Annotated in this window: 22 protein-coding genes and 2 riboswitches; of the genes, 3 read left to right on the top strand and 19 right to left on the bottom strand. The window is 60.1% G+C overall.

Translation table 11 applies throughout. The features are described from left to right. The 12 genes from KF814_01280 to KF814_01335 all read right to left on the bottom strand — a co-directional run bounded on the left by KF814_01280 (position 1) and on the right by KF814_01335 (position 15657). The gene (locus KF814_01280) at positions 1–543 is read right to left on the bottom strand and encodes a hypothetical protein (protein MBX3234758.1); all 543 of its coding nucleotides are present in this window, start codon (positions 541–543) and stop codon (positions 1–3) included. Between the two features lie 48 nt (positions 544–591). Continuing rightward, on the bottom strand, positions 592–3951 hold the full coding sequence (locus tag KF814_01285; protein ID MBX3234759.1) for an Hpt domain-containing protein: 3360 nt from the start codon (positions 3949–3951) through the stop codon (positions 592–594). A gap of 51 nt (positions 3952–4002) precedes the next feature. Beyond that, positions 4003–5841 (bottom strand): MCP four helix bundle domain-containing protein, encoded by a 1839-nt coding sequence (locus KF814_01290; GenBank protein ID MBX3234760.1) that lies wholly within the window; start codon positions 5839–5841, stop codon positions 4003–4005. Between the two features lie 132 nt (positions 5842–5973). After that, positions 5974–6519: a purine-binding chemotaxis protein CheW gene (locus tag KF814_01295; protein MBX3234761.1), complete on the bottom strand. Its 546-nt coding sequence runs from the start codon at positions 6517–6519 to the stop codon at positions 5974–5976. 3 nt (positions 6520–6522) lie between these two features. Next, positions 6523–6885 (bottom strand): response regulator, encoded by a 363-nt coding sequence (locus tag KF814_01300; GenBank protein MBX3234762.1) that lies wholly within the window; start codon positions 6883–6885, stop codon positions 6523–6525. A gap of 69 nt (positions 6886–6954) precedes the next feature. Beyond that, positions 6955–7689 (bottom strand): DUF3365 domain-containing protein, encoded by a 735-nt coding sequence (locus tag KF814_01305; protein MBX3234763.1) that lies wholly within the window; start codon positions 7687–7689, stop codon positions 6955–6957. 414 nt (positions 7690–8103) lie between these two features. Then, positions 8104–8706 (bottom strand): cob(I)yrinic acid a,c-diamide adenosyltransferase, encoded by a 603-nt coding sequence (locus KF814_01310; protein MBX3234764.1) that lies wholly within the window; start codon positions 8704–8706, stop codon positions 8104–8106. Then, positions 8672–10285: a cobyric acid synthase gene (locus KF814_01315; GenBank protein ID MBX3234765.1), complete on the bottom strand. Its 1614-nt coding sequence runs from the start codon at positions 10283–10285 to the stop codon at positions 8672–8674. The genes KF814_01310 and KF814_01315 overlap by 35 nt, the downstream gene beginning before the upstream one ends. Positions 10286–10288: 3 nt before the next feature. After that, positions 10289–12376, bottom strand: a complete 2088-nt coding sequence (locus KF814_01320; protein ID MBX3234766.1) for a TonB-dependent receptor — start codon at positions 12374–12376, stop codon at positions 10289–10291. 28 nt (positions 12377–12404) lie between these two features. Continuing rightward, positions 12405–12670: riboswitch (cobalamin riboswitch) on the bottom strand. 83 nt (positions 12671–12753) lie between these two features. After that, on the bottom strand, positions 12754–13617 hold the full coding sequence (locus KF814_01325; GenBank protein ID MBX3234767.1) for an ABC transporter ATP-binding protein: 864 nt from the start codon (positions 13615–13617) through the stop codon (positions 12754–12756). Positions 13618–13620: 3 nt separating this feature from the next. Then, entirely contained in the window at positions 13621–14754 is a 1134-nt protein-coding gene (locus KF814_01330; protein ID MBX3234768.1) for an iron ABC transporter permease, read from the bottom strand. A gap of 3 nt (positions 14755–14757) precedes the next feature. Beyond that, a complete protein-coding gene (locus tag KF814_01335) occupies positions 14758–15657 on the bottom strand; it encodes a cobalamin-binding protein (protein ID MBX3234769.1) in 900 nt (299 codons plus the stop codon). A 208-nt stretch (positions 15658–15865) separates the two neighbouring features. After that, a riboswitch (cobalamin riboswitch) is annotated at positions 15866–16134 on the bottom strand. Between the two features lie 246 nt (positions 16135–16380). Between KF814_01335 and KF814_01340 the strand changes: the two genes are divergently transcribed. Further along, entirely contained in the window at positions 16381–17811 is a 1431-nt protein-coding gene (locus KF814_01340; protein MBX3234770.1) for a hypothetical protein, read from the top strand. A 34-nt stretch (positions 17812–17845) separates the two neighbouring features. On the opposite strand, the gene KF814_01345 is transcribed toward KF814_01340, so the two are convergent. Continuing rightward, complete coding sequence (locus KF814_01345; protein MBX3234771.1) at positions 17846–18103, bottom strand: SemiSWEET family sugar transporter; 258 nt, start codon at positions 18101–18103, stop codon at positions 17846–17848. 166 nt (positions 18104–18269) lie between these two features. Between KF814_01345 and rpmB the strand changes: the two genes are divergently transcribed. Both rpmB and KF814_01355 read left to right on the top strand, forming a co-directional pair. Then, entirely contained in the window at positions 18270–18461 is a 192-nt protein-coding gene (rpmB, locus tag KF814_01350; protein ID MBX3234772.1) for a 50S ribosomal protein L28, read from the top strand. Between the two features lie 245 nt (positions 18462–18706). Then, positions 18707–19075, top strand: coding sequence for a hypothetical protein (locus tag KF814_01355; protein MBX3234773.1), 369 nt, complete (start codon positions 18707–18709; stop codon positions 19073–19075). A gap of 15 nt (positions 19076–19090) precedes the next feature. Here the strand turns inward: KF814_01355 and KF814_01360 are convergent, their stop codons facing one another. The 6 genes from KF814_01360 to KF814_01385 all read right to left on the bottom strand — a co-directional run bounded on the left by KF814_01360 (position 19091) and on the right by KF814_01385 (position 26605). Next, positions 19091–19858, bottom strand: a complete 768-nt coding sequence (locus tag KF814_01360; GenBank protein MBX3234774.1) for an SLBB domain-containing protein — start codon at positions 19856–19858, stop codon at positions 19091–19093. A gap of 68 nt (positions 19859–19926) precedes the next feature. Continuing rightward, positions 19927–21393 (bottom strand): SLBB domain-containing protein, encoded by a 1467-nt coding sequence (locus KF814_01365; protein ID MBX3234775.1) that lies wholly within the window; start codon positions 21391–21393, stop codon positions 19927–19929. After that, a complete protein-coding gene (locus tag KF814_01370; GenBank protein ID MBX3234776.1) occupies positions 21378–23288 on the bottom strand; it encodes a polysaccharide biosynthesis protein in 1911 nt (636 codons plus the stop codon). Before KF814_01370 ends, KF814_01365 begins: the two co-directional genes overlap by 16 nt. Before the next feature lie 46 nt (positions 23289–23334). Beyond that, positions 23335–24003 (bottom strand): YdcF family protein, encoded by a 669-nt coding sequence (locus KF814_01375; GenBank protein ID MBX3234777.1) that lies wholly within the window; start codon positions 24001–24003, stop codon positions 23335–23337. A gap of 8 nt (positions 24004–24011) precedes the next feature. Further along, positions 24012–25130 carry a DegT/DnrJ/EryC1/StrS family aminotransferase gene (locus KF814_01380; GenBank protein MBX3234778.1) on the bottom strand — a complete coding sequence of 373 codons (1119 nt, stop codon included), beginning with the start codon at positions 25128–25130 and terminating at the stop codon, positions 24012–24014. 401 nt (positions 25131–25531) lie between these two features. Then, entirely contained in the window at positions 25532–26605 is a 1074-nt protein-coding gene (locus KF814_01385; protein ID MBX3234779.1) for a GNAT family N-acetyltransferase, read from the bottom strand. Positions 26606–26620: the final 15 nt, after the last annotated feature.

Consider the following 26620-nt stretch of genomic DNA (forward strand, 5'->3'; position numbering starts at 1 on the left):
CTACTCTCTCGCCCCGACGGCGGCCAATTGCGGCAGGGTGAGGCTGGGTGTGGCTCCTTTGTCCCCAGTCTGCCGACCCAGAGTTCCCAAGACATCTTTGCCCGCCGGAAGCTCCAATACCCAGTACGGATTGGCAATGAGCGCGATATAGTCCGGATCCATGAAGAAACCGATAAGGCGCTCCCGCTCGGCTCCGCGAAAATGAGGCGGCATCGGACGGATTTCATGCCGGGCCACGTCTACCAAGCCCATCACCTGCTCGACGAGAAATGCCCGCGAGCGCTCATCGTTGCCGTAAAGAATAATCCTGGAATCACTGTTGAGCGTGGGGGTGCTCCGCGTCAGCCGTTCCGCCAGGTTGGTCCGATCGTACGCCATGCCGGCCCATGCGACCGTCGGACCGTTTCCTGCTTCACTCAGCGTCACGATTCCGCGGACCCAATCCGAAGGGAACGCAATCAGTGGGGCACCGATTCTCGCCACCAAAAACCTGATCGATTGGGCCGCCGCCGGCCCGACCGCTCTGTATGTTCGAAGTCCCATGCTTCAGTGGTATTCTGCCAGTGAAGGCCGCAATCACCAACGAGTTCGTTATTTCCTGACACCGGCCTCACGGCCGACCCATTTCTGGACTTCTTGAATCAACGCCCGTTCCTCGACCGGCTTGGCAATGTAACCTGAGGCACCGACGTTGATGGCCATCTGCCGATGCTTTTCCCCGGCTCGGGTGGTCATCACCAAGATCGGCGTCGTTTGCGTCAAGGGTCTGGCCCGAAGCGCTTGAATGACCTCGTACCCGTTTAGCTTGGGCATTTCGAGGTCGGTAATGATCAGCTGATAGGCCTGCGTCGCAGCCTTGCGGCATCCCTCTTCGCCGTCCACCGCCGTCTCCACCACGTACCCGGCTGATTCCAGCATCCTGCCGACGAACTTTCTGATGCTCAACGAGTCGTCGATCAACAGGAGCGGCATCTGTTTCGAGGGCGCAGCCTCAGAGATCGGTTGGTCGATTTCCTCATGCGCCAGTTGCGGGATGGAGCCGTCGCCGATCGGCAAGGCCTCTTGGTATTCGCGCGCCGTCAACCGACTCACGTCGAGGACCAGTACCACGCGTCCTTCCGGGTCGATCGTGGCGCCGCCGAACACCGACCGCTCGAACGGCTTCAACGATCCGAGCGACTTGATGACGATTTCCTGCCGGCCGAGCAATTCGTCGACCGCACAGCCCAACGGTCCTGTGGAGGTGCGGACGATCACGACCGGGGATCCACCATCGACGATGCCGGCTTCGCGTCGGATCAGGTTCGACAACGGATAGACTTCGATCGCTTCGTCTCCGATCTGCATCACCGACCGATCGCCCATCCGCTGCAGCGTCGAGGTCGTCGGCATCGTGACTTCGCGGACACTGGGAAGCGGGATCGCATAGCGCTCATTGGCGACCCGCACCATCAGGGCGGTCGCGATCAACAGGGTCAGCGGCAGATGCATCGTGAATTTGGTGCCCAGCCCTCGAACCGATTCCACTTCGATGTGGCCGTTCATCGTTTCGATGACGCGTTTCACCACATCCATACCGACGCCTCGCCCGGCCTGATCCCCGACGGCTTCGGCGGTGGAGAAGCCCGGAAGGAAGATGAACTTGATCACTTCGCTGTCAGGCAAGGTGTCCGCGACATCCTGCCGAATCAGACCCAACTTGACCGCTTTGGCTTTGATTCGAGCGATGTCCAGGCCGGCGCCGTCATCCTCTACTTCGATGACGACCGAGTTACCGCGATGCGCCGCATGGAGATACACCGTACCTGCCGCCGGTTTGCCCTGCGCCACGCGCGCGGCCGCCGGTTCAATGCCATGGAACACCGCGTTTCTGACCAAATGCACCAAGGGATCGACCAAGCGCTCGACGACGCCGGTATCGATTTCCGTGTGTTCACCCGACGTGACCAGATTGACTTCCTTGCCCGTCGCGCGGGCCATTTCACGGGCGGCGCGGCGGAATCGCGTAAACGGCGTCCCGATGGGCACCATGCGGGCACGCGCGACTTCATCCCGCATGCCGAGCGTCAATTGCTGGAGCTGGCCCATGTCATCCTGCGCACGTCGGATGGAGCCGCTGAGCTGCGACATGGATTCCGTAATGTCGGCGGTCACTTCGCTGATACGCCGGGCGAGGATGTTGAAATCGTCGTACTTGTCGAATTCCAGGCTGCCGAAATCCTGGACACCCGGAACACCGGACTGGGCCGGCTCACCGGACGCCTCGGGTGCCGGCTGAAAGGAAAACGTGTGCTTGTCTTCAAAGGTCCGAACCGCATCGATCAAGCGGTTCTTGTTCGCCAGCACCTGAGAGGCCAACCCTTCCAACGTCCTCAGCCGCTGCTCCAATCGTCCACGGTCGATGACCAATTCGCCGACCAGATTGAGGAGGCGTTCCAACCGGTCTCGGCTGACACGGATAACCTCGCGCTCCTCCGCGGCCCTACCGTCCATCGTTTTGGCGGTCTCCGCCGCCTCCGGCTCGGGCGCAGGTTCGGCTACCGCGCGCTCGGTCGCGACCGGCGCGTTGCTGGGTTCGGAAACGCTGACGGCGGTCGGATGACTCAGTTGCTTGAGTTCCTGCAGCGATGCCGCAAACCGCTGTCTGGTTCGCGTCACCATCGAGGGGTCCCGCCGCATGAGCGTCCGAATCACGTCGATGGCGCGCAACAACAAGTCCGTATGCCCTGGCTGCACCCTCATCGACCCATCCCGCACCGCGCCCATAAAATCTTCGATATGGTGCGTCAGGTCGCCGATGGACTGGAATCCAACGGTGTAGGCAGAGCCTTTCAAGGTATGGGCCGTACGAAACACCTGGTGAATGATCTCAGGGTTCGACGATTCCTTCTCGAGCCTAAGGAGCGAGGCCTCGAGTTGTTCGAGGTATTCTTGCGCTTCCGGAGCGAAATAGGAGATGACTTCGGGATCCAACGTCGGAATCAAGTAGGCTTGCGTCAGTGGCTCATCCGGAGAGGAGTTGGCTGGCACCGTTGCTTCCGCCGCCGGAGACACAACGGCAGGAGCCACGGGCTCCGTGGCGACGCTAGCAGCCGGCTGCGGAACCGGAGTCGCCTCTGGCTCCTGCGACAGGCCTTCTTCCAAGCCTCGAAGCGCCCGGATCATGTCCGGCACGTCTCGCCTCAATTGCGGCAGCAGTTCTTCATTACGGCGCATAAGCGCGCGAATCACCTGCACCGCTCGCTGGAGGCAGGGAAACCAGGCAGGCGCGATACCGGCACGCCCCTCGCGCACGGCGATCATGCAGGTTTCGATCGGATGGGCCACATCCCCCACGACTTGAAACCCGACCGTATACGCGGAGCCTTTGAGGGTGTGTGAGACACGATACAGCTGATGGATCGTGTCCGGGTCCTGCAGGTTACCTTCCAACCGAGAAAGCAGCGTGAGGATCGTCTCGAGATACTCCTCGGCTTCCGGAGCGAAATACGACAGCACTTCGGCGTCCAACACGGGAACCAGATAGTCGTCGGTGGGCACACCCTCGCCGGAAATATCGGCTCCAAGCAGTCCCTCACAGCGGGCGACGAATCCTTCCGCCGCCGAAAGATCATCGGTTCCACCCTTGGCGATGACGTCGATTTGTCGACGGAAGGACGCCGCCGCATCCCGCAGGAGGTCCACAAGGTCGGCCCACCGGTCGGATGGAATGCGGTCGATGTGCTCGAGTGTATCCTCGAGCAACGCCCCGAGCTTCCCGAGCCCCGGGAAGCCGTACAGGAGGGCCGCTCCCTTCAGCTTATGACCGACGGTGTGATAATCGGCCAGGTCCGCCGGTTCCGGAATCGCCTTGTCTTTCGGATGCAAGGCCGTCCAGAACCGGCCCATGTCGTCGCTGGCTTCCGCGACGAAAATGTTGACCAGCTGGTCACGATCGAAATCAGAGCTCATTGCGCCACTCGACATCCGAGCGGTAGCGAGTCCCCGCTCTCTTAGAGTCTGCTACGCCAGCTTGAACTGCGCGACCGAGGAGTTCAGGCCTTCGGCAAGTTTCGCCATGTCCTCGATCGTGAGTCGTGTCGAGTCCGTTTGCTTTTGCGTCGCGACGGCGCCGCCGGTGAACTCCTTAATGGCGCGTCCGACCTTTTCCGTCGAAGCCGTCTGCTCGGCGGCGGCGCTGGCGATGTTCTGAGCCAGCTCGGCGGACCGTTTCGCGATGTCTGAAATTTCCGCGAACACGTCACCGGTTCGAAGGGCCGACGCGGATCCCGCTTCCACGGCCTGGGTTTCGTGCTCCATCGCGACGACCGCGTCCTGCGTTTCCGTCTGAATGACCTTCACGAGGTCCGCGATTTCGCGTGTGGCTTGGGTCGAACTTTCGGCCAGCTTTCTGACCTGGTCGGCGACGACGGCGAATCGAGCACCCGCCTCACCGGCGCCGGCCGCCTCGATGGCGGCGTTCAGCGCGAGGAGGTTTGTTTGATTGGCGATGTCTCGAATCGTCGACACGATTTGGGAAATTTCGAGCGACCGGTCGCCGAGGCCCTTTACCTGTTTCGACATACGTTGCACCGCTGAACGGATGCTCTGCATGTCGCGCACCGTTTCTTGCACCGCCACGTTGCCTCGTTCCGTTGCCGACAACACCTGCTTGGCGGATTCAGACGAAGCGCCGGCCGTAGTGGCCACTTGACGCATACCGGCGGCCAGCTGTTCGACCGCGCCCAACGTACGCACGGATTCTTCCGCCTGGCTGCGCGCCGTGCCGGACATGGTACCGGCCGAATCGCGGAGCGTACCGGCTGACTTGTTGACTCGATCAGCCGCTTCACGCACCTGTTTCAACAACTGCCCGAACCGGGCGATCATCAGGTTGAAACCGTCGGCCAAGTTACCGAACATGTCGGCGGTGACCTCACCGCGCTTCGTCAAGTCTCCCTTACCGACATCGGACACCAACACCAGGAATTGCATCAACCGCTTTTGCATGAGGTCGCGCTCTTCCTCCGTGGACACAAGGGCCGTAATACGGTCAAGCATGGAGTTGAACGCTTTGGCCATCTGACCCAACTCGTCCTGGGATTGGATCTTCGCGCGGGCCTGGAGGTTACCGCTGGCGGCCTGCGTCGCGACGTTGGCGATGTGCGCGATCCCGCGAGACAGGAAGGAAGCAAGGAGGTACCCGACGAAGATACCCAAGCCCACCGCAACGACACCGCCGGCGACAAGAATCATCGTACCGTTGGTCGCCAATGCCTGGGCGTCTTCGTTCAGGTCCTTCGCCACGTCTTCGAGCGTCGTGACCTGCTCGTTGTGGCGCTTGATGGCATTTTCGAAAGACGGCGTCAAGTTCACCGTCAAGGCCAAGACACCGAGGGCGCGCATCTGCTCGGCTTGTCCCGAGGTGAGGTTCTTTTTATCGAAGCTGTCCGCCATCGCGCTCAAGGCGCCGTCGGCTTCCTGGAAATACTTCCTCAACGCCGGCTCGAACAAAGCAAGGTCCTTGGCCTCATCGCGGCCGGCCCGCGACACGCGAAGGTTGATGGACTTGTAGTCAGCCACGGACTTCTCGATTTCCGCCTTCAAGGGAGGCAACTTCGCGACGTCCTGAGCAAAGTCGGCCTGCTTCGTGGCGGACGACAAGTCCAGCAGGATCTGGTGATGCTTCGTCAACGCGGTTCCCATCTGAGCGAAGTCCGCAAGCGGCACCGTGTAGTCGTTGTACGACGTTTGGGATTGGCTGCTGAGCTGGCGCAGGGTGAACACACCGACGGCCGCCATAATCAAGATGATGAGGCTGACCACACCGAAGCTGACCAGCAGCTTCGACTGTGTTTTCATATCTTGGAATCGAGTCATTACGCCTTGCGCAACCATGAGCACTCCTCCTTGTTCTAGGCGCTTGTTTGTGTCAGCCGGTCGATGGCGCCCGCTCCGGCCTCACGCGCCCCAGAAGATTCGAACCGTCGTTCCCTAACTTGCCCGCGGTGTCGTACCGCCCCCATCGGCTTGAGCGAAAATTTGCGACACGTCCAGCACACCTCCCAGGCGATCGTCCAGGCGGAGCACGGAAGACACGAAAGGCCTGGCTCCGGCCGGACCGGCCTGCATGGCCGGCAACACGCTGTCGCGCGACACGGTTCGAATTTCAGGAACGTGATCCACCAGCATCCCGAGGTACCGCGACCCCTGCCGTACGACCACCGCGAAGGACAACGCGCCCTCCTGCTCGGTCAGGCCGAGACTGGATCGCAGGTCGAGGAGCGGAATGACCGTTCCCCGAAGATTGGTCACCCCCGTCAGCATGGTGGGCATGCCGGGCACCGTCGTCACGGCTTCCACCTCGAACACTTCGCTGATGTTGCGCAAGTCGATCGCGAACAACTCCCCGCCCAACGCCAGGACGCACACCCGAAGCGTGCCCTCCGCCGAAGCGGCCGGCGCGCCCGTGGTGTGCGCGATACCTGAGGCTTGGGTGGGTGCGAGCGCGTGCGTCTGCGGTGTCGGACCGTCAGTCATGGATTAATTCAGCACCCGTTTCACGGCGGCCAGAAGATCCTCCGCCTTAAAGGGCTTCACGACGTAGCCGTTCGCCCCCTGCTGCTGTCCCCAGAACTTGTCGCTTTCCTGTCCCTTCGACGTGCACAACACGATCGGAATGTTCTTGAAGCGATCGTCGCTCTTCAGGTCACGGCAGGTCTGGAATCCATTGCGTCCCGGCATCACGACATCCATGACGATGAGGTCGGGCTTGTCGACCGACAACTTCTCCTCAAGCTTGTCCGTGTTCGGGTACGACACCACCGTGTGATTCGCCGACTTCAGATAACCCTCGATCATCTGCAGTTCAGCGTACGAATCATCGACGACAACGATCTTGCTCATGAGTCCATCCTCCCCTTCGATTCAGCTACGCACAGTGACGGTGAATGACGATGCGCGGAGCACGATCCCCTAGCGCATCGGAATGACGATGCTGATGGCGCCGGCGAGGTCGCCTTCCTTCCAACCTTCTTTTTTCATGCCCGTAACGTCACGTTCCCCCTTCGGATTGCCGTGGCAATTCAGACAGGTCGACGTGGCATACTCGGGGTCCATCATCCGAAGCACCGGCTTGCCGTCCAACATCGTGGCTTTGCTGTACGGTTGCCCCTTCGGGTGACGACTATCGGCAAAAATCCGCAGCACTTCCGACTCGAAATCGTCTGGCTTGTTGCCTGGATATCGGTAGTCCGCACCCGTCAGCTTTACGCGGATGCCGGTCTTCCGATAGAAATGCTCTCCGGACTTCCGAGCGAACGAGGCCGGGAGAAAGCCCTTGAATCCGACGCCCTGCTTGTTAATGACCGGTTGCGCTTCATCGACGACTTCCTTTTCCGCTTCCACCATGGCGAGGAACAAGGCGGCCTGCGGCACGCTGCTCGGGCGGCTGAGATCGATCTTCGTCGCCTTGCGGAACCGATCGATGACTTGATTGGCCACGTAGTCGCCCGTAAACCCCTTGTCGGCCTTGGCCGAATCATTGATGGCGGCCTGGTTTTCCGACACGACGCCTCGACCGACTTGAAGCAGCTTAATCAGCAATTCAGCCGTTTCAACCTCGGTATTGGCCGATGCGGGAGCAGCCATACTCAAACCGATTGCCATAATCGCGGCTGCGATAGATCCCCGTAAGCAGTGCTTCGACATGCCCGCCTCCTTGTGCGTGGTGACGCCCATCCCCTTCCGATCCCGGACGTACGGATGACTCCCTGTCAAAGATAGCGCAATTATTCTGGTTGACAATTTCGTCGCAGGAGCGGGCCCTCAAGGCACGCCTCAACCTCTGCGGGTCGCTGCAGGATTAGTGCCGAAAGGACAATCTCGAACGTGACGCGAAAATCGGTGGGGAAGAGTAGAAGAAAACTGCGGTTTATCCAGCGATTAGGTAAACCTATCGACTATAGCCACTATGGTCAGCCATAGCAGCCCGATCAACCTGTTTGTTCAAAATTTCGACAGAAGCGCCAAAGAATGGTCGTTGCCGTGCAGAAACTGACTAGACGCGAACGCAAGCGACGAGGCGTGAGGGAAATGACCGACGGAGCACGAGGCCGGAGTCGATCACGCGCCTGCTCCTTCCCGGCCGGCATTTCGTTGCCATAAGAGTTCCGGTTCATGCAACGCCTTCGAAATCCAACGAGCCAACACGAACAACGCATCACTCAGCCGATTGAGATAAACCACCAAGGCAGGATCGACCTGCTCTTCCCGTGCCAACCGCACACAGTCCCGCTCCGCACGTCGGCAGACCGTGCGGGCCTGATGGAGCAGGCTACCGATCTTCCCTCCCCCGGGCAGGATGAATTCCTTCAAGGGGGTCAATTCTTCCTGGCAGGCATCCATGAGCCGCTCCAGCCGCTCCACATCCTCCGGTGTCACGGCCGGCATGTTCGGAAAAGACTGACCCGGCGCGGTGGCAAGCAGGCTCCCGACATCGAACAGTTTGTGCTGGACCCATCCCAGTTCCCGGTCAAGGCGCGCAACGGCCTCGGACCTCCCGATCCGCTCCGCGGCGAAGGCACGTACGACCCCGACCGAAGCATTCAATTCGTCGACCGTCCCGTAGGCTTCCACACGCAGGCTGTCTTTCCACACCTGCTGCCCTCCGGCCAACCTGGTCTGCCCCGCGTCACCGGTCTTGGTATACACCTTGGTGATTCTCATGCCTCATTCCTTTCCGCATCACGAATTCGCGTAGACGATCCAACTGAAGATGCCGCTGGAGGTGGTCGGCCCACCGATCGAGTTCCGTGTGCCGGGCCTGATCGACGCCAGCCGAGCAGGCTGGATCGAGCGGCATCAAACCCTTGCGGCCGCGGGCATGGTTCAACCATGCTCGCCGGAATTCCCCCTGGTCGAACAACCCGTGCAGATACGTCCCCCACACCAATCCGTCCTCGCGCATCGCACCGTCCAACTCATAATCCGGCTCGTCACCGGAACGTCCCTCTCGGAATGCGCCCTCCGAGGACCGATCGAGACGAAAACACGGAGCGTGGCCCTGTCGATCCGTCCGGCCCATGTGAATCTGATAGCCCATGATCGGCAACGGTTCAACTCCCGGCAGGCCCAGGCACTTCGCCGTCACTCGCTCCGTGATTTTCGTCCGTCCCAGCCTGGTGGTGATCTCCAGCAATTCAAATCCGGTCCCCGCCCCACCCGTTTCGACCGCGTCGGGATCCACAATGCGGCGACCAAGCATCTGGTAGCCGCCGCAAATCCCGATCAGTTCTCCCCCCGCATCCACGTGATCGAGCAGTCTCGCCCCCCAACCTCGCGCGCGCAGGTCTTCCAGATCGTGAAGCGTCGTCTTGGTCCCGGGCAGGATGATGACGTCGGCATCCATGGTTTCCTCGGGCGTGGCCACATACCTGAGACTCACGTCCCGTTCATCGGCCAGGGCATTGAAGTCCGTGAAGTTGCTCAGGTGCGGCAGCAACACTACCGCGATATTCACCCGTTCCCGCGAGAACGGCGGCGCGGGGCGCGACCGAAGGTCCAGATGGTCTTCCTGATCTAGGCCGAGATCCTTGAGGTAGGGCACCACACCCAACACGGGAATGCCGGTGCGCGCTTCCAACATGCGAACCCCGTCCGTGAACAACGTCAGATCTCCACGAAACTTGTTCACGATCAAGCCCCGGACCCTGGCTCGTTCCTCCGGCGCCAACAAATCCAGGGTCCCGATCAGTTGAGCAAAGACTCCCCCTCGGTCGATATCCCCGACCAATAAGACAGCTGCATCGGCCATGGCCACGACCGGCCAGTTGACCAAGTCCTTCTCGCGTAGGTTGATTTCCGCCGCGCTCCCAGCCCCTTCGATGACGACAGCCTCATACCGGTCCGCCAGCCGCCGGTAGGCGCTCTCGACATGGGGGCGAAGCCGGTTGATTCCACCGGCGGTGAAATACGCCTCCGCGTCGGTCTTGCCGTATACCCGCCCGGACAGCACGATCTGAGACCGGCCCTCCGCTTCCGGCTTCAGCAAAATCGGATTCATATCGACGTGCGGCGGGATCCGACACGCCTCGGCCTGCAGTGCCTGGGCCCGTCCGATCTCCGCTCCGTCAGGGGTCACGGAGGAATTCAACGACATATTCTGGGCCTTGAACGGCGCGACACGGACCCCGGCCCTCGCAAGGATCCGGCACAATCCGGCTACAATGAGCGATTTGCCCACGTCGGACCCTGTGCCGAGTACCGCGACTGCCGGTGTCGCGCTCGATGTCGGCCACGTCGTCATAGGTCAGAAGGTTTCGAAGCGATAGCTGAGGCCGCCGTAGAGCGCGATGCCCGGCGCGGGCATCACGAAACGCTCGAGGGCGCCGCCTCCCGTCAGGACGTTCGATGAAATAATACCCATGGTCGAGTACTTTTGGTCGAGCAAATTGTTGACCATCAGGAACCCGGTCAAGCGCCCGCCCGGCACCGCCCGCTCATAGGCAATGCGGCTGTTCAGCATGAAATAGCCGGGCAAGCGCGGCTGAACGTTACTTTCGTCGTTCAAGAAAAACTGCGTGCTCACGTACAACCCGATCAGGGACACGGTCAGACCATCGACGGGGTGCATGTTGGCGGTCAGACTCAGGCGATGCTTCGGTACCTGCGGCAAACTGTCACCGACCTCCACCCTTCTCGCAGAATCCAGATTGAAGGCCGTGCGGTACTCAGCCTCGGTAAATGTGTAGTTCAGGATCCCGTCCACATATTGATTGAATCTCGCCTTCAAAGTTCCCTCGACGCCACGCCGGCGGGTCTGATCGACGTTACGGTTCTGGCCGTCTCCGAAACTGAAATCGCACAAACGACACGTGAACAGAATCTCATCCCGCGTGTCGATCTGAAATACCGAGACAGCCCCTTCTCCCCAGGTCCCGATCGACTGCCTGACCCCGATCTCATAGTTCTTGGTCTTCACCGGCCGCAGATTCGGATTTGACCCGAACGGCCCGAGCGCAAAGAGCTCGTTGATCGTGGGCACGCGAAATCCTTCGCTGTAGTTGAAATACAGGCTCGTCGCCGGCGTGAGCAGATAGGTCACGCCACCTCGACTAGTCGTACGGCTGAACCGCTTCGCCCCGTCGTTCGTGGGCGTGATGTTATCTCCGAAGCCGATCTGGTCGTGATCATACCGGGCGCCACCGGTCAGAATGAGGTGTGGCGTCAGGTGAAACGTGTCCTGGACATAGAGTCCCGCACTGTCCTGATTGGTCGAACCCAGGTTGGAAAACGGAAACCCTGAGAACGATCCCAGCAACCGGTTCCCAAAATCGTTTCTGGTGTATTCGCTGCCGAGCACCAGCAGGTTGCGGAAACCCAGCGGCGAGGACTCCTGCGTCAGCTGGGCGGTGCCACCCTTGGATTCGGTCTTGTTGTAGCTCGTGCTGAGTGACGTCTGACCGACCGTAAACAGGTCCTGCTGGAGGTGCCGATAGAAGCCATTGACGTTCAGCGCAAAACCGAACGGCAGTGCCTGGCGGCCGGTGAACCGCACCACGTTGGTTTCCTTGTCGTCGAAATCACCGGGCGTGAAATTGGCGCGCCGATTGAAGGCGGCCAGACTCAGCGGCAACGAACCGGCTTGCAGCAGATGACTCTGCACATACGTATAGGAGAGGGCGAGGTCGGTATTCTCCGTCGGTCGATACCCGATCTTCCCGAAGAGGCGGGAAATCCTGGCATCGGATTGGTCCCGAAATCCGTCTTCCGTCTCCCGGCTGAACGTAGCAAAGTAGTCGAACTTCCCGATCGGCCCACTGGCCGTCAAGTTGTACCGTTGCCGGTTGAAGCTGCCGAAGGTCGTCTCACCGGCGACCTGCCGTTTCTCGGCGCCGCGCTTCGTGATGATGTTGATGACACCGCCGAGCGCGTTCTTGCCGTAAATCGCGGCATTGCCCGGGAGAATTTCAATCCGCTCGATCGATTCGACCGGGATGAGGTCGAAATTGACGACGTTGAAATCCGGTTCGTTGATGCGCTGCCCGTCCACGAAGACCACGGTCGAGGGCACCGGTTGGCCGTTGAACCCGCGCATATCGATACTCTGCTGGAAGGCATTGCCGACCTGATCGTACATAACGATGCCGGTCGACCATTGCACGGCCTCCTGTACCGTCTTGGCACCGGTCTTCTTGATGTCCTCGGAGGTGATGACGGTAACTTTGGCGGGCAATTCCCGGGCTTCGATCGGCGTATCCGGCAGTCGCGTACTGGACACGACGACCTCCTTGGCCTCAATGGGGGCTTCCTCCTGCGCAAACACCGCAGATCCCCACACTCCCGGAAAACACAGCATAACAGCGGACAGACGTAACCCAAACGTCGCGTACTTCACAGTCACCTTCCCTTTGGCTCGAAGGGCGGAACGAACCGAATCAGCAGCCGGATCTCCTGACTTGCGGATCTGCGTGTCCTCTGCGCCTTCCCAATCGGATCGTCGTACGTATCTCGCAAATCGCATTTCGTAGGAGCCATGCTCCTACGCTTCACGAATCACGTTTCACGTTTCACGCACCAACCAGTGGCACTGTGCAGAGTTACTCCCCGCTGACAGTGGCGGCACCGTGATGGATTTGCACCATCTTCCCCTGCTGCTGTCCTTCTCTAGAAACGCGCCTCCATGATCGTTGCGGTACCCCTCATGTCAAAGACGGGGATCGGTACCGAATCCCCGTCCATCTTCACCCGGGGGGTATGCCCGCCGGGCACTGTTCATATCGTCGGGCCCGGCAATCCGATGCGCGGCTGCCCCGTCTCGGGATGCAGATCAACCAACACCGGGCAACCGAACGCCTTGCTCAAGGTCGAGGCCTGCAGGATCGCCGTGGGTCGGTCCGGTCCCACAGCCTGCCCACCGTCGAGCAGCAACAGGCGATCGCAATACTGACCGGCCAGGTTCAAATCGTGCGAAACCATGACAATCGTGAGCTGCTTGTCCCGCCTGATGCGGCAAAGCAGACGACACATCTCCAACTGGTGATGCAGATCAAGAAATGCGGTCGGTTCATCCAGCAGCAGCACATGACTTTCCTGGGCCAGCGCGCGAGCGAGGCACACTCGTTGCCGCTCGCCGGCCGACAGGGCGTCGATCGGACGGTCGGCCAGAGGCAAGAGTTCGAGATCCGCCATGGCCTGGGTTGCTTTCTCATAGTCTTCAGTCGATTCCCAGCCTGGGAGCCAGAAGGTGCCGGCGGGACGATGCGGAAACCGACCCATCAGCACCATATCCCGCACGGAGTAGGAAAACGGGGCGGCGACATCCTGCGGGACGTAGGCGACCAGCCGAGCGAGTTCCCGCCGACCGATCGTGGAGAGGTCCCGCTCCAGCAGCCTGATGCGCCCCTGTGTCGGGTGCAGTAGTCCGGCCAGGCAGCGCAAGAGCGTGCTCTTGCCCACACCGTTGGGACCAATAATCCCCAGGATCTCGCCACGCATGACGCTAAAGGAGAGGTTCCGCCAGACCGCCTCCAGCGGCGAGAGATCAGCCCCCCCACGGTCGACGCCGTAGGAGAATCCGACTCGTTCGAGTGCAAACACCAAGTTCGTGGCGACGAGGTTGGGTGGGCGGTGTGGCATCGTTTAGCCTTGCGCGGGCGTGGGCCGAGCCAGCAGAAAGACAAAGATTGGTCCGCCGATGAGCGCCGTCATCACACCGACCGGCAGTTCTGATGGGGCCAGCACCACACGGGCTGCGGCATCCGACAACATCAGAAAACAGCCGCCGATCAGCCACGAGGCAGGAACAAGGAGTCGTTGATCGTTGCCGAACAGGAGCCGCACGACATGGGGCACGATCATGCCGACGAACCCGATCATGCCGCTCACAGACACCATCGCCCCGGTGAGGAGCGCCGTGATGCAGAACAATCGGCGTTTGAGTTGCTCGACATTGAGCCCCAGTGACGCAGCCGACTCTTCTCCAAGGGCCAACAGATTCAACGCGTGAGTATCACGCAGCAGCGCGAGGCTTCCGATGAGAGCCGTCATCGCCAGGATGCCCATCATCCGCACGTCCGGGGGCATCAGCGTCCCCATCAGCCAAGACATCACCCGGTAGAGGGCGGACGGATCCAGAATCGACGTCACGAACAAGATCATGGCCGAAAGGATTGCATTCACGATCACACCGGCCAAGAGCAAGGTATGCACGGGCAGACGACCGTGCAGAGAGGCAATGCGGTAGACCAAGGCCACTGCGGCGAGTCCGCCGGCGGAGGCCCACAAGGGTAGAACCATCCAGGTGAGGAGCGTCTGGCCAAGACCAAACGCCGTCGCCAACGAGGCGCCGAGCGCTGCGCCGCTGGACACCCCGAGCACGTAAGGGTCAGCCAAGGGGTTCCGAAGCAACGCCTGTAAGGCCGCTCCTGCCACGGACAGACAGCCGCCGACCAGCAAGGCCAACAGGATCCGTGGAAGGCGCACTTGCCAGAGGATGGTCGCGTGAAGGGCCTGAGACGTCTCGAGGGACGCCCCAGCATCCGATCGACCCCAGAGCAGCGTGAACGTGTCCGAGAGGCGAAGCGGCTGGGCGCCCAGGTGCAGGCACAAGATGGCGGTGAGCAGCGTCATCAGGGCCAGCGCCGTGAGAATCAGCCAGCGACGGCGTTGCGCAAGGCGCTGCCACGTGGACGCCATCGCTTGGACCTGAGCGGCCTCCCCTGCAACGAGACTGGGCAGCGCCATCGCGGACGGCGCAGAGCTGGAGCGCGACATCGGTTAGGGTGTCCCCGTTCGAGAGGAAGACCTAAAAACCTCGGGATGAATGTGTTTCGCCAACTGCTCGAGCCCATCGACAATCCGTGGGCCGGGACGATCGACCAATTCGCTGTCGATTCGATAGAGACGATGCTGTCGAACGGCCGACAGCTGCGGCCAGCGCAACCACTGGGCTTGCTCGGATTCCGGGATCCCCTCCGCTGCACCGACCGGGAACATCAGAATGTCGGGATTTTGAGCCAACACCTCTTCCAGCGAAATGCGCGGATAGGCCTGAGCAGCCGTCGCGGCGATATTTGCTCCCCCAGCGGCATCCAACATCTGGTGGATGAAACTTCCCGGCCCCACGGTCATCAACGGATTGCCGTTGAGCACATAGAACACCTTGGGACGCGTGAGATTCTGCGTCTGCTCGCGCACCGCTCGGATGCGTTGTCGAAGTCCGGCCACGAGATCGGTGGCCGCCGTGGACCGGTTTAGAATCCGTCCGAGCGTGTTGAGTTGCGTCAGGATGTCTTCGAGCGTCTTGGCTTGAAGGACATAGGTCGAGATCTTCAGCTCGTCCAACTTGGCCAATACCGTAGGATCCAGAAACGCATGCGGCACCAAGACCAGATCGGGCTGCGCCGCAATGATGGCCTCGAGGCTGAGTTTGAGGCCGCCGATCTTCGGCTTCAGACGAGCCTCAGCCGGGTAATCGCAAAATTCAGTGACCGCGACGATGTGCTCTCCGGCACCCAGCGCGAACAACATTTCGGTGACGCTCGGGGCCAGCGAGACGATGCGAGTCGGCGCCTTCGCGAGATACAGCTTGCGACCGAGATCATCGACGAACGTTCGCGGAGCGATGTTCGCCATGAACGGCATCCCGGTCAAAATACCCTGTTGGCGTCGTTTCATACTTTGGTGATCAATAGGGGCGTCCACCGAGCCGGCGCCCAACGAAGGGGCAGCCCACAAGCCGATCAGCAGCGCCAGCCCAATCCAGCGCCACCGGCCAAGCTTCCTGTCTGCACAGGTCCACAAATAAAAAATCCCCAAGGGCCACCACGGCACCCTGAGGATTACCCGCCGCTTCATCCTCGACTATTCCCCAGCCCTCGAGGGAATAATGGGTCGTTCCCCGGGCAGGTCTTCTGGCTCGTGGGCTGCACCTACTCCCCGCGCCTTCCCGGCGAACCGTCATTCGTCTCTCGTACAACGTATCTCGCCCGAGAACTGGCGCTTCACGCTGCACGAACGACACGTCACGATTCGACCAGTGGCATCGGCGGGTTTCGTTCCCACTTACAGCGGCGGGACCGCGAGGGATTTACACCCTCTTCCCTTTGACCCGAGGCGATGTTCGAACGCCGAACTCTAGGAGAGGGTCACAAACCTTGTCAAGTTCATTTTTGTCGCCCGCGCTGGTCCTACGCTGAGCAGGCCACGCCCCTTTGCGCGCTCGCCAGCGGGAAATGCGGCAGATCCAGCCCATTTTATAGAGGCACGGCCCTTGCTCAAATTACCCGAGAGGCATCAGCGGCCTGCCGGATCGTCCGGTGAGCCACCGTACCTCCCACTCCCCGACCCGACAACCCCATCCCGGTGCCTCGACTGGGAATCCTTGGAGTACAAGCCGGCATGCGAAACCTCATTATCAGTCTCATCGTCATTGCCGTGTTTCTGGAAATCTCCGGCTTGATCTGGTCGGCAAAGGACGAAGGTCCCAGCGAGACCTATGTCCGTCTGAGTCAGCCACCGGACCGACGCATCGAAAACCCGCTTCGCAACGGATACTTCCTGCTCCTCGGCTTCGCCTCGTCTTCCGAGACTGACCCGATCCAGACCGGCTTCGACATCTGGCGCGAAGCCGAGGGCAGGCGCGGGCATCGCCACTTCGATTACTCAAAACCCAGTCGGACCAACCTCCGCATCCTGGTAGAAACCGCCGAAGCGTTTCCTGCCTGGCAGGCAACGGACCCCGTGGCTGAGTTCCAAAAGCCCGATGCCCTGTTTCGAATCACCATCGACCGCTATGCGGTACTCACCCGGCGCTACGCGCAATTCCTCGGGATGCCGTTCGAGGACTGGGGTTTCGGCCGCATCGGCACCCCTCGTTTCGATGAACTGCTGACCGTGCACCGGCTGTATGTCGCGGAAGGATTTGCGCGGCAGTTCCGTACCGGCGTGGAGCGACTCCAACAGGACATTCTGGTCTGGCGGATGATCTTGAAAGAGGCCCGCACCCCCACGCTCAAAACCCTGGCCGCCGTGATGATCGACGACGACGTCACCCTGCTGGCAAAACTGGCCACCCAGCCGAGGCCTGATCCGATTTTGCTTTCCGCGATCCAGTCGGTCGGCCGCCCCCTGACTCCGGAAGAATATTCCCTGCGGTGGCCAATGCAACACCAGTTCGTGCTGGGCACGGCCCGGTCCAGTTCTTTGCGGCTGGATCTCAACGGCGGCGAGGCCGAAGCGCGCGTAAATCAGGCGTGGGTCGCCCGCAGGGCGGCGCTGGTCCCGAACGCGTTCGTCAAGGTTGAGCACCCTGCGATGAAAACCCTGCTCGGCATGACGCTGGAATCGCAACGGCTGTGGGACACCTATGCCGCCTATTACGACGTCACGATCAAAGCCGAGGAATCCGTGCGCAGCCCGTTGCCGAAGCTCGAAGACGTGGCGCGCAGTTCGAAGCGCACGCTGCTCGAAACGTTGCTCCGCCCGCTGGAGTTTGAACCGGACTGGGATCAGTTCGTCCAACGGCTGATCGAAACGGACGCGCGGCTGCGCCTCGTGACCCTGCAGGTACTCCTGCGGCAACCAAGTGTGATGAAAACGGTGCCCGGTAGGCTGGCGGAAGTGGGACCGGCCTACTACGATCCCTTTACCGGCCTTCCGATGTTGTGGAGTGAAACACAGGGCAAGGTCTATAGCATCGGCAAGGATCGCATCGACGACGGGGGAGACGCGAATTTGGATATCAGCGCCCCGGTGGTGTTGGCCCCGAGCGCCCCGGTTCCGATTCGGACCACACTGCCTGCAGCCGGCCGTGCCGGCCGCTCGATCTAACCCACCACCGTTTCTGATACCTCCCAGCCGCTCGTCAGCTCTTGTAGTAGAGCTTCAGCCCCAGAATCCCGAGGTTGAGCACCAGCGTGACGACGTTGGCGAGAATGATCGGCAGTTGGCCCAGCAGAAGCCCATAGATCAGCCACAGCGCGACGCCGGAGATGAAAATCAGGAGCATGCCGAGCGATACATCCTTCGCGGAACGAGTCCGCCAGGTATGCCGAAGCTGAGGCAGAAAGGCGATGGTCGTCAGGGTTCCGGCCAGGAGGCCCACCAGCGTCACCCAATCCATTTGATCATCCTTGGAGTCCACCATGCATGACGAATAGAGAGAAGTCGAGGTTGGCCTTCGGGCAGGTCAATGAATGGCATCCGGCTTGTCATCACAGGCGACGCTATGGTAGCATGCGCAAAATTTGAGCACTAGTCCGTCAAGAACGTAACAAAGGAGTAGGGTCGTGGCATTTATCTGTGATGTGTGCGGGAAGGGTCATCAGTCGGGCAACAATGTAAGCCACGCCAACAATAAGACCAGGCGCGTCTTCCGTCCGAACCTCCAGCGCGTGAAAGCCACGGTGAAGGGCACGACGATGCGCATTCGCGTGTGCACGCGTTGCCTCCGATCGGGACTGGTGAAAAAGGCCGTCTAGACTCCGCTCCTCTCGCCCGTCGAATTCTCAGCCGACTTACTTTCTCATCGCAATGCCTGGGTATGGGCGCACCCAGGCTCCCTCCACAACGAAACAGAACACACGAAACCGTTTCCTCCTCCCTCGGACAAGGGTGAGGATCGGCTACGTGTGTGCGCAGGGCTCTGTTCGGAGTACAATGGGACGAAAATCGTGGCAGGAAGGGAGCGGCAACCGCGTAGTCGAGTCACCGGGGAGGACGGCTGATGAAGCTCAGATCATATATGGGAGTATTGGCGGTGGGATGTGCGCTTGCCGCTTGCGGGTCTTTGCAAAGCCGGGAGGCGGCCTATCTCAATGAATCGCGTGGACGAGCCACGCAAACCGAGGTACGCGAGCACCTGGGTGCCCCGCAGACGACAAGGACGGTCGAGAGCGGTGATACGATCTGGATCTATGAAAAACGGGAACAGCAGGCCGGAAACCGATACAGCGCCCCCGGCACCTGGTGCGAGCAATTTCTGCTCACCTTCGACAAACAGTCGGTACTCCAACAGTGGACGCAGCGCACGGATTTCCAAGGCGGAGAAGTCATGCCGGCGGTGTGTTTTCCGGACTCCGCCACGTCAAAGTAGCATTGATGGGCACGCCTAGAAGAAGCTGCGCTGAACCACGATAATGTCTTCCGGCAGGATGGCTCCTTGAAGGTCCAACGAGATCGTCTCATCGCGGCCCTCCACCTTACGAATGACCTTGGCTTTAGAAGTTGAGGCCTTGTCTGTAAACCCACCGGCCATTGTCACGGCCTTATGCAGCGTGAGATCTTTTTCATAGGGATAGTCTCCTGCACGGTGCACTTCGCCGTTGATGTAAAACTTCTTGGCTGGCGCAACCGTTACCAGATCATCTGGTCTGATCACGGCATCTGATTGAAACGACAGCAGCGTCGCGCCCGCCACTCCTGGTCGAGTCACCGTAATGACCTGTTTGTCTGCTTTCTCTGAGAATCCTCCCGCCAACGCGATGGCCTTCTGGACCGTGAGCCCCTCCTCGTAGGGGTAACCGCCCGGCGTCTTCACCTCACCCCCAACGTAAAAGTTTCGATGCCGCGCGATGATTACCGTCACCTTGGGGTGTCGGACATATCCCGCTTCCAGCTTGATCATCAGCTGCTGCTGCAGCTCTTGAGCGGTGAGGCCATCCACCTTCAACACCCCGAGCAAGGGATAGGTAATGTGACCGTTGCCCTCGATCTTTGTTTCGATGGACAGGTCCTCTTCGCCATACACCAAGATCCGCAGCACGTCGTTGGGACCCAATCGATACCCTTCGTGGCCACCCGGCTGCGTTGTAGCCGCAGAGAAACCACTCGCGGTGATCCACATAGCCAACAACCAGCAAACAAACCTGATGTTCATGGAGATACTCCGTCCAAGATACCGCATCGCGTACCATTTCATGTTCATATTCCGAGGCCCCTACTTTTCTAGAAAAAACTCCGTGGGACCACGATAATGTCTTCCGGCAGCAGCGGCCCATCTAAGGTGGCAGGAAGAGATTCCTCGCGCCCGTTCATTTTGCGGAGAATCTTGGCGCTGCCGATCGACGCCTTATCCGTGACACCGCCTGCCATCGTGATGGCTTTGTGAACCGTCAGGTTCCGCTCATACGGGTAGTCACCGGCTCGCTTGACTTCACCATCGACGTACACTTTTTTCAGGGTCGGGATAAGCACAAAATCACCTGGTTCGAGAAGCGCGTCGTCACTGACTTCAAGTTGGCGAGGCACACCATCGACCAGACGAGTAATGACGATGGTCCCGCGCTCGGCCTTGTCCGTCCGGCCGCCGGCCAGGCTCAGGGCCTTGTGCACCGTAAGTCCCTTCTCATAGAGGTAGCGCCCCGGCGCCTTCACCTCTCCGCTCACAAAGAACTTCTGCCCCTCCGCCACCACCACGATGTCGTCCGGCAGGACCAGCGAATCCAATTGGACCGCCACCGTGTCTTCCGGTCCCTCAACCCGGCGTAAGATCTGCAGCAGGCCCCGCTCGGCCTTCTCCGTCAGGCCGCCCGCCATGGCCAGCACCCGATGCACGGTCACGCCCTCTTGGTACGGGTAGCCCCCCGGGGTCTTCACTTCGCCGCTCACATACACCCGCCGATGCTCCTGCTCCACCACCAGAATGTCATCCGGTTGCACCGCGGCGTCGGCCCCAGCCGTCAGGGTCTCCGCCACACCGTTCATCACCCGCGTCACCTTCACCGGCCCCTTGTCCCCCTTCTCCGTCCGGCCGCCGGCCAGGCTCAGGGCCTTGTGCACCGTAAGTCCTTTCTCATAGAGGTAGCGCCCCGGCGTCTTTACCTCTCCGCTCACGAAGAACTTCTGCCCTTCCGCCACCACTACAGTGTCGTCCGGCAGGACAGGCGACTCCAGGTTCGCAGGAATCGTTTCCTCTCGCCCATTGGCCTTCCGCTTGATCACAATGTTGTGCCGATCCGCTTTTTCCGTTAGCCCCCCGCCGAGCGTAACCACCTTCCCTACGGTCAGCCCTTCCTCAAAAGGATACCCGCCCGGGGATTTGACTTCCCCGCTCACAAATAAGTTCCGGTGTTTCAGAACTCGTACCGTGACCTGAGGGTTTCGTACGTAACCGGAAGCCAACCGCTCGGTCAGCACCCGCTGCAATTCGCCGATCGTTTTCCCTGCCGCCGGTAGAGATCCCACAAGCGGCAATTGAATGTTGCCTTGTCCATCGATCCTTGTCTCTCCGGAGAGATCATCTTCGCCGAACACTTGAACACGAAGTTGATCGTTAGGACCGAGCACATACTGCGCGGGCGGCTGTGCCGCAGGCTCTTGGGCTTCACCGGAGGACGATGTAAGGCCGGCCGCAAACAACAGCCCGGTCACCAGCATGAACAGTATGATTCTGCGCCCTATTTGTATGACCATGGCTGTTCCTCCACAGTGTGAACCTGTCCGGAAGGCTGACGAATCGCAAACGTAGAGGCCGCGACGAGATCCGGCTGAAACGTGGGGACGAGGCGACAAATGGACTCGATCACAGACCGGTGGTCTTGCGAGTGGGCGAATCTTTCCAATGCCGCAACTTGTAAGATCAACTCTTTCTGGTCCGGCAAGGCACCGGGGGTGACGCGCTGGATCTTTTCCACGAACGAAGGTGCGACTGTTTCACCCGCACCGACGAGCTCTTCGTATAGCTTTTCACCGGGCCTGAGACCGACAAATGTAATAGGAATTTCGTCATCCGGCATATAGCCGGACAGCCGAATCAGGTTGCGGGCCAATTCTACGACCTTGATCTGCTCTCCCATGTCGAGAATATACGTAGCTCCGGACTCGGCCTGAGCCGCAGCCTGCAGCACCAACTGCACGGCCTCGGAGATCAACATGAAATACCGTCGAACTTCCGGATGCGTGACGGTCACCGGCCCTCCGGCCTTAATCTGTTCCAGGAACAGCGGCACCACGCTACCGTTGCTGCCGAGCACGTTCCCAAATCGCACCGTGGCAAAGCAGGTCTGACTGGCCTGGCCGATGTCCTGCACGAGCATTTCAGCCACTCGCTTCGTGGCGCCCATGACGCTCGTCGGATTTACGGCTTTGTCCGTCGAGACCATAATGAACTGTCGCACCTTATGCCGATCTGCCAACCGAGAGACGAGCCTCGTTCCACCGACATTGTTCTTGACTGCCTCGCAGGGACTTGCTTCCATGAGGGGCACGTGCTTGTGCGCCGCCGCATGGAGCACGATATCCGGGCGGTAGTGCCCCATGACCGAGGACAGGCGCGCTTCGTCGGTGATGTCACCGATAATGGCCGCAATGCTCTTGCCGTATCCCAAATGAATCAATTCATTTCGGATTGCGTAGAGATTATTTTCGTACCGCTCGTACAAGACCAGTGTAGTCGGTTCACAGGCGACAATCTGTCTGCATAGCTCGGAACCGATCGACCCTCCGGCGCCGGTCACCATGACGCACTTCCCGGCGAAATGGCCGCGAATTCCCGCCTTATCGATATCAACCGGCTTTCGCTTCAACAGGTCTTCCACACCCAGGTCACGGACTTGGCTCAATTCAATACGGCCATTGAGGAGTCGACGGAGGTTGGGAATGATTTTGATGGTGGCGCGATAGGGCGACAAGGCTCTGACCAACGATCGCAAGACAGTCGGTTCCACCTCTGGAATAGCCACGAGCACCACGTGGGGCGCCTGCTTATTCATAATCTCCGCCAATTGCGCACTGGTCCCTAAGACACGCACCCCGTGAATCCGACGCCCACTTTTCGTCGGATCGTCGTCGACGAAACCAATCGGGTGATAGCCCTCAAAGGGCCTCCCGCGGAGGTCCCGCAGGATTGCCTCACCGGCATCACCAGCGCCATAGATCAATACTCGTCGGCTTCCTCGATGCCAGGCAAATTCTCGACTCAATCGAGGGCCTATGCGCATTCCCCCGACAAGCAAGATCATGAGCAACGCATCGATGATATAGACCGACCTGGGATAGGCGGCGAGCCCCAATCCCCACCGAATCGTCACAAAAAACAGCAGACTGCTGCACAACGTCCCCAACCCGAGATTCCTCAGGTCCCACATACTGGTATACCGCCACAGGCTTTCGTATGAACGGAAATAGACCAGGAATCCGGCACGGAAGGCCAAGAGAAGCGGCAGTGTCTGAAGCTGTAGCGAGACCGCCCAGTCCGGGATTGTGCCGTCGAATCTCAACCAGAATGCCCCCCAATTGGCGGCAAGCGCCAGCAATAGATGGAGCGCAATGACCGAAGGTCGTTCAAATGATACACGTAGATGTCGCATAGGCCTCATGAAAGTGGGTGCGTAGTGCAGGATGACTGCGCGCTGCTCAGTGAGATGACGCGTGACGAAGGGACAACAGATACTCGTAGGCCGGTGGGGATAGTCGCGACGCCAAGGCCCCAAGGACGCTGGGCCCCAAACTGACGAGTTCATGCCCGTAGCGTGCGAACTGGGCGGTGCCCGATGTGGAGGCCCCGAGGATCTCCACCTCGATACCGCTCCCGGCAAATACAATGGCAAAGATTGCAGCTGTCCGAAGCGCGTGATAATCGGAGGTGACGACCGTGGCGCGCTTCACATGCCCATCGCTCAGGACCCGTCGCATCACAACCGCCTCATCCACCGTATTGCGAACCCCGGTCCTACAGGCTGCCTCCAGTGCTCCCGACTTGAGACAGGCGGGGTCGGTGAGTGTAGAGAGGATGCGCGGAGCATACCCCTGACCGATGAGCGCATTGGCAAAATTCCATCGCTCTGGCTCGCCTGCAAGCACCACCACCACGTCCGCCCGAGGCCGCGGACCCGACAGTTCTTCGTTCGCGCGAAGCGGAACCCACAGTTGAGTATGAATGGCCCAGTAGACTCCAGCGATGAGCAGACACAGCACAATCGACAGTCCAAGATCCGAACGGAGCGCCTGCCGAAGCCAACCGTGACTCGCCAGCGGCGCCGCTTTGTCGATGGCTATAGACTTTGGTATTTGACTAGCTGGCATTGCCAAACCTACCCTAGCAACCCTTCTACGGCTCGGCATACGGTATCGAGCTGATCCATCGTCATATGAGAATAGAGCGGGAGCGCCAGCCCTTCTCGACTGGCCTTCTCCGTACGAGGCAGCGTGGCACTCACGCGAATTGCGAAGCCCTGAAACACGGTCTGCTCGTGAATCGGCGGATAAAAGTATCGCTTGGTTTGAATTCCCGATTCATAGAGCGCTGCATAGACTTCATCCCGACTCCGTTTAGCTGAATCGCTGATGAACAACACGAAGTAATTTCCGCTGGTGGTGCGGTTTGCCGGCAGGTCCTGCACCCAACAGCCAGGAAGTCCTCCAAGCCGCTCGCGATACACTTCGATTCGAGCCATGCGAGCCTTGCCCCACTCATGGAGCTGCCGAAGGGACCAGAGCCCTACGGCTGCATGCAATTCGCTCATTCGCGCGGACAATCCAAGCGAAGTCATGTCCTCCAGATGGACCAGATCCCGGCCATAGTCGCGCATAGAACGAAGCCTGTCTGCGAGGGCTGCGTCGTTGGTCGTGACGATCCCCCCTTCGACGGCTGTCACGACTTTGGTGGGACTGAGAGAAAACACTTCGCAGGCGCCCCACGCGCCAAGCGGCTGTCCACGGTAGGTGGCGCCTAAGCCCTGCGCGCTATCGAAGTAGACCGGCAGGCCGTGACGCCGGCCGATATCCAGCAGGGCGTCGATGTCCGGCGGCAGACCGTAAATCGACACGGCACAGATGGCGACCGTCTTGGATGTAATGTTGCGTTCGACGTCCTCAGGATCTAGCGTGCAAGTGCCAGGCATGCAATCGCAGAACACCGGGACAAGCCCGTTCCACAGCAACGCCTGAGCCGTCGCGGTAAACGTGAAGGACGGAACGATCACCTCCCCGCCGGCCGGGAGTCCCAATGCGCGAGGGACCAGGATCAACCCGCTCGTGCAAGACGACATCGCCACCGCGTGCGCCGCTCCGGTTTGGCGGCAGGCCTCGGCTTCCAAAGCCTTCACCATGGTGCCGTTGGTGACCGTTCCGGCTTCCCAGGATGGGCGGATGAGGTCGATGAGCTGATCGAGTGGGGGCAGCGTGGGACGGATGATGGGCATAGTGACCATAAGACGACTCCTCAGGTTTGGGCGCTGATATGCGGAATGGTGGAAACAGGAGCGCACGGAATTCGTGACAGTAACCAATGAAGGGAAAACCGTGGATCTTGCTTAGAGAGCGTCGGGCACGATTCGAACGGAGGACGGGTGACGTGCTAAAGCCCTTGCGAGATAAGTCGTTGCGTCACTACAGCGACCGACACAACGCTCGCTCTAGGCAACTGTGGCCATGGAATGGAGCTTGATACCAGCCAACTCCCGCACGGCCCCGACGCAAAGGAGGTGTCGCATGAAATCAAGACGGCTCGGTTCTGCAATGCAACTGAGTCACTCAGAACTTCGAAGTTTCCCGATCGAAATACGCGTGACCCCAATGGGCCGATCGCAAAAGAAGCATTCGGGGTCTTGAGTCAGGAACGGTAGGCGGGGAAAAAGCCGGGATCAGGGAGCCACCCCGGTGTCGTTCGACGTTCCCAGGCGATACGTTGCTCCACCAGGCTCTGGTACCGGGCCGGATCAAGGATGCGGGTGCCAACGGCAAATTCTACCGCGCTAGTGGGGGCGAAGCGCTGTTTGTAGCGAAGCAAGCTGTCCTTCCCCGCATATCCGCCTCCGAGCACAACAAACTGTTTACCGTTCATCGCGGCCCAAACATTCACCGCATGCCGAAGCAACGGATTTGCGCGGACCGGCAGACCGGCTTCGAGGGTCCCCCCGAGAAACGAATACACGTGATCCTCCGACTGCAAAAGCATTTCGCTCGACACAACCTGCTGCTGATAAATTCCGTGCACAAGCATAGCCTGTCGAGGCAACCCAGCCAGCAGACGTTCGAAGAACGGTCGTGCAAAAAAATACATGGGGAGAGCATCCAATCGCTTCATCGTCGAGTGGTACACGGAGAGAAACTCATCCAGACGCCGACACTCCAGATCAATCTCGACGCTGACCCCTGCCCGCTCGGCTTGCCGTACATTCTCTCGCGCAGTCTTCTCATAGCTCCGGAGCAGGCTTTGCCCATCACCCTTTACTGGCACGATCACACAGGGTCCCTTGACCACCACATCGCCATGAAACGGAATCAACTCTTCCTTAAAGAGCGAAAAGCGGGTGAAGAGCGCCACGGCACGGACGGAATGAGTCCACGCATCGAATCCTTGCCAAAATTCCTCGGCGGAATAGGTTCCCCATCCGAATGGGCCGCCATATCCATAAGGTGAAGTGAGATCACTTATGCCTTCAGCGTCTTCTACCCACGACTCCCCCTTGAGCGACCGCACGATGAGCGGAAAAAGAATGCCTCCATCCGCCCGATTCTGACAAGCACATATAGTTTGATCCCCCGGTCCTGCGAACAACTCCGCATAACCAGGATGGGCGACAACGTCGCGCCGGGACCAGGTCTGCCAGGCTGCAAGCCACTGGGCTCGCTGCGCAGGGACAGCGGCATCAAGGACTGTGAAGCCGTCTCGCTCCAGAATCATGGTTGTGGATGGACT

This window comes from Nitrospiraceae bacterium (genome assembly GCA_019637075.1).
Classification (GTDB): Bacteria; Nitrospirota; Nitrospiria; order Nitrospirales; family Nitrospiraceae; genus JAHBWI01.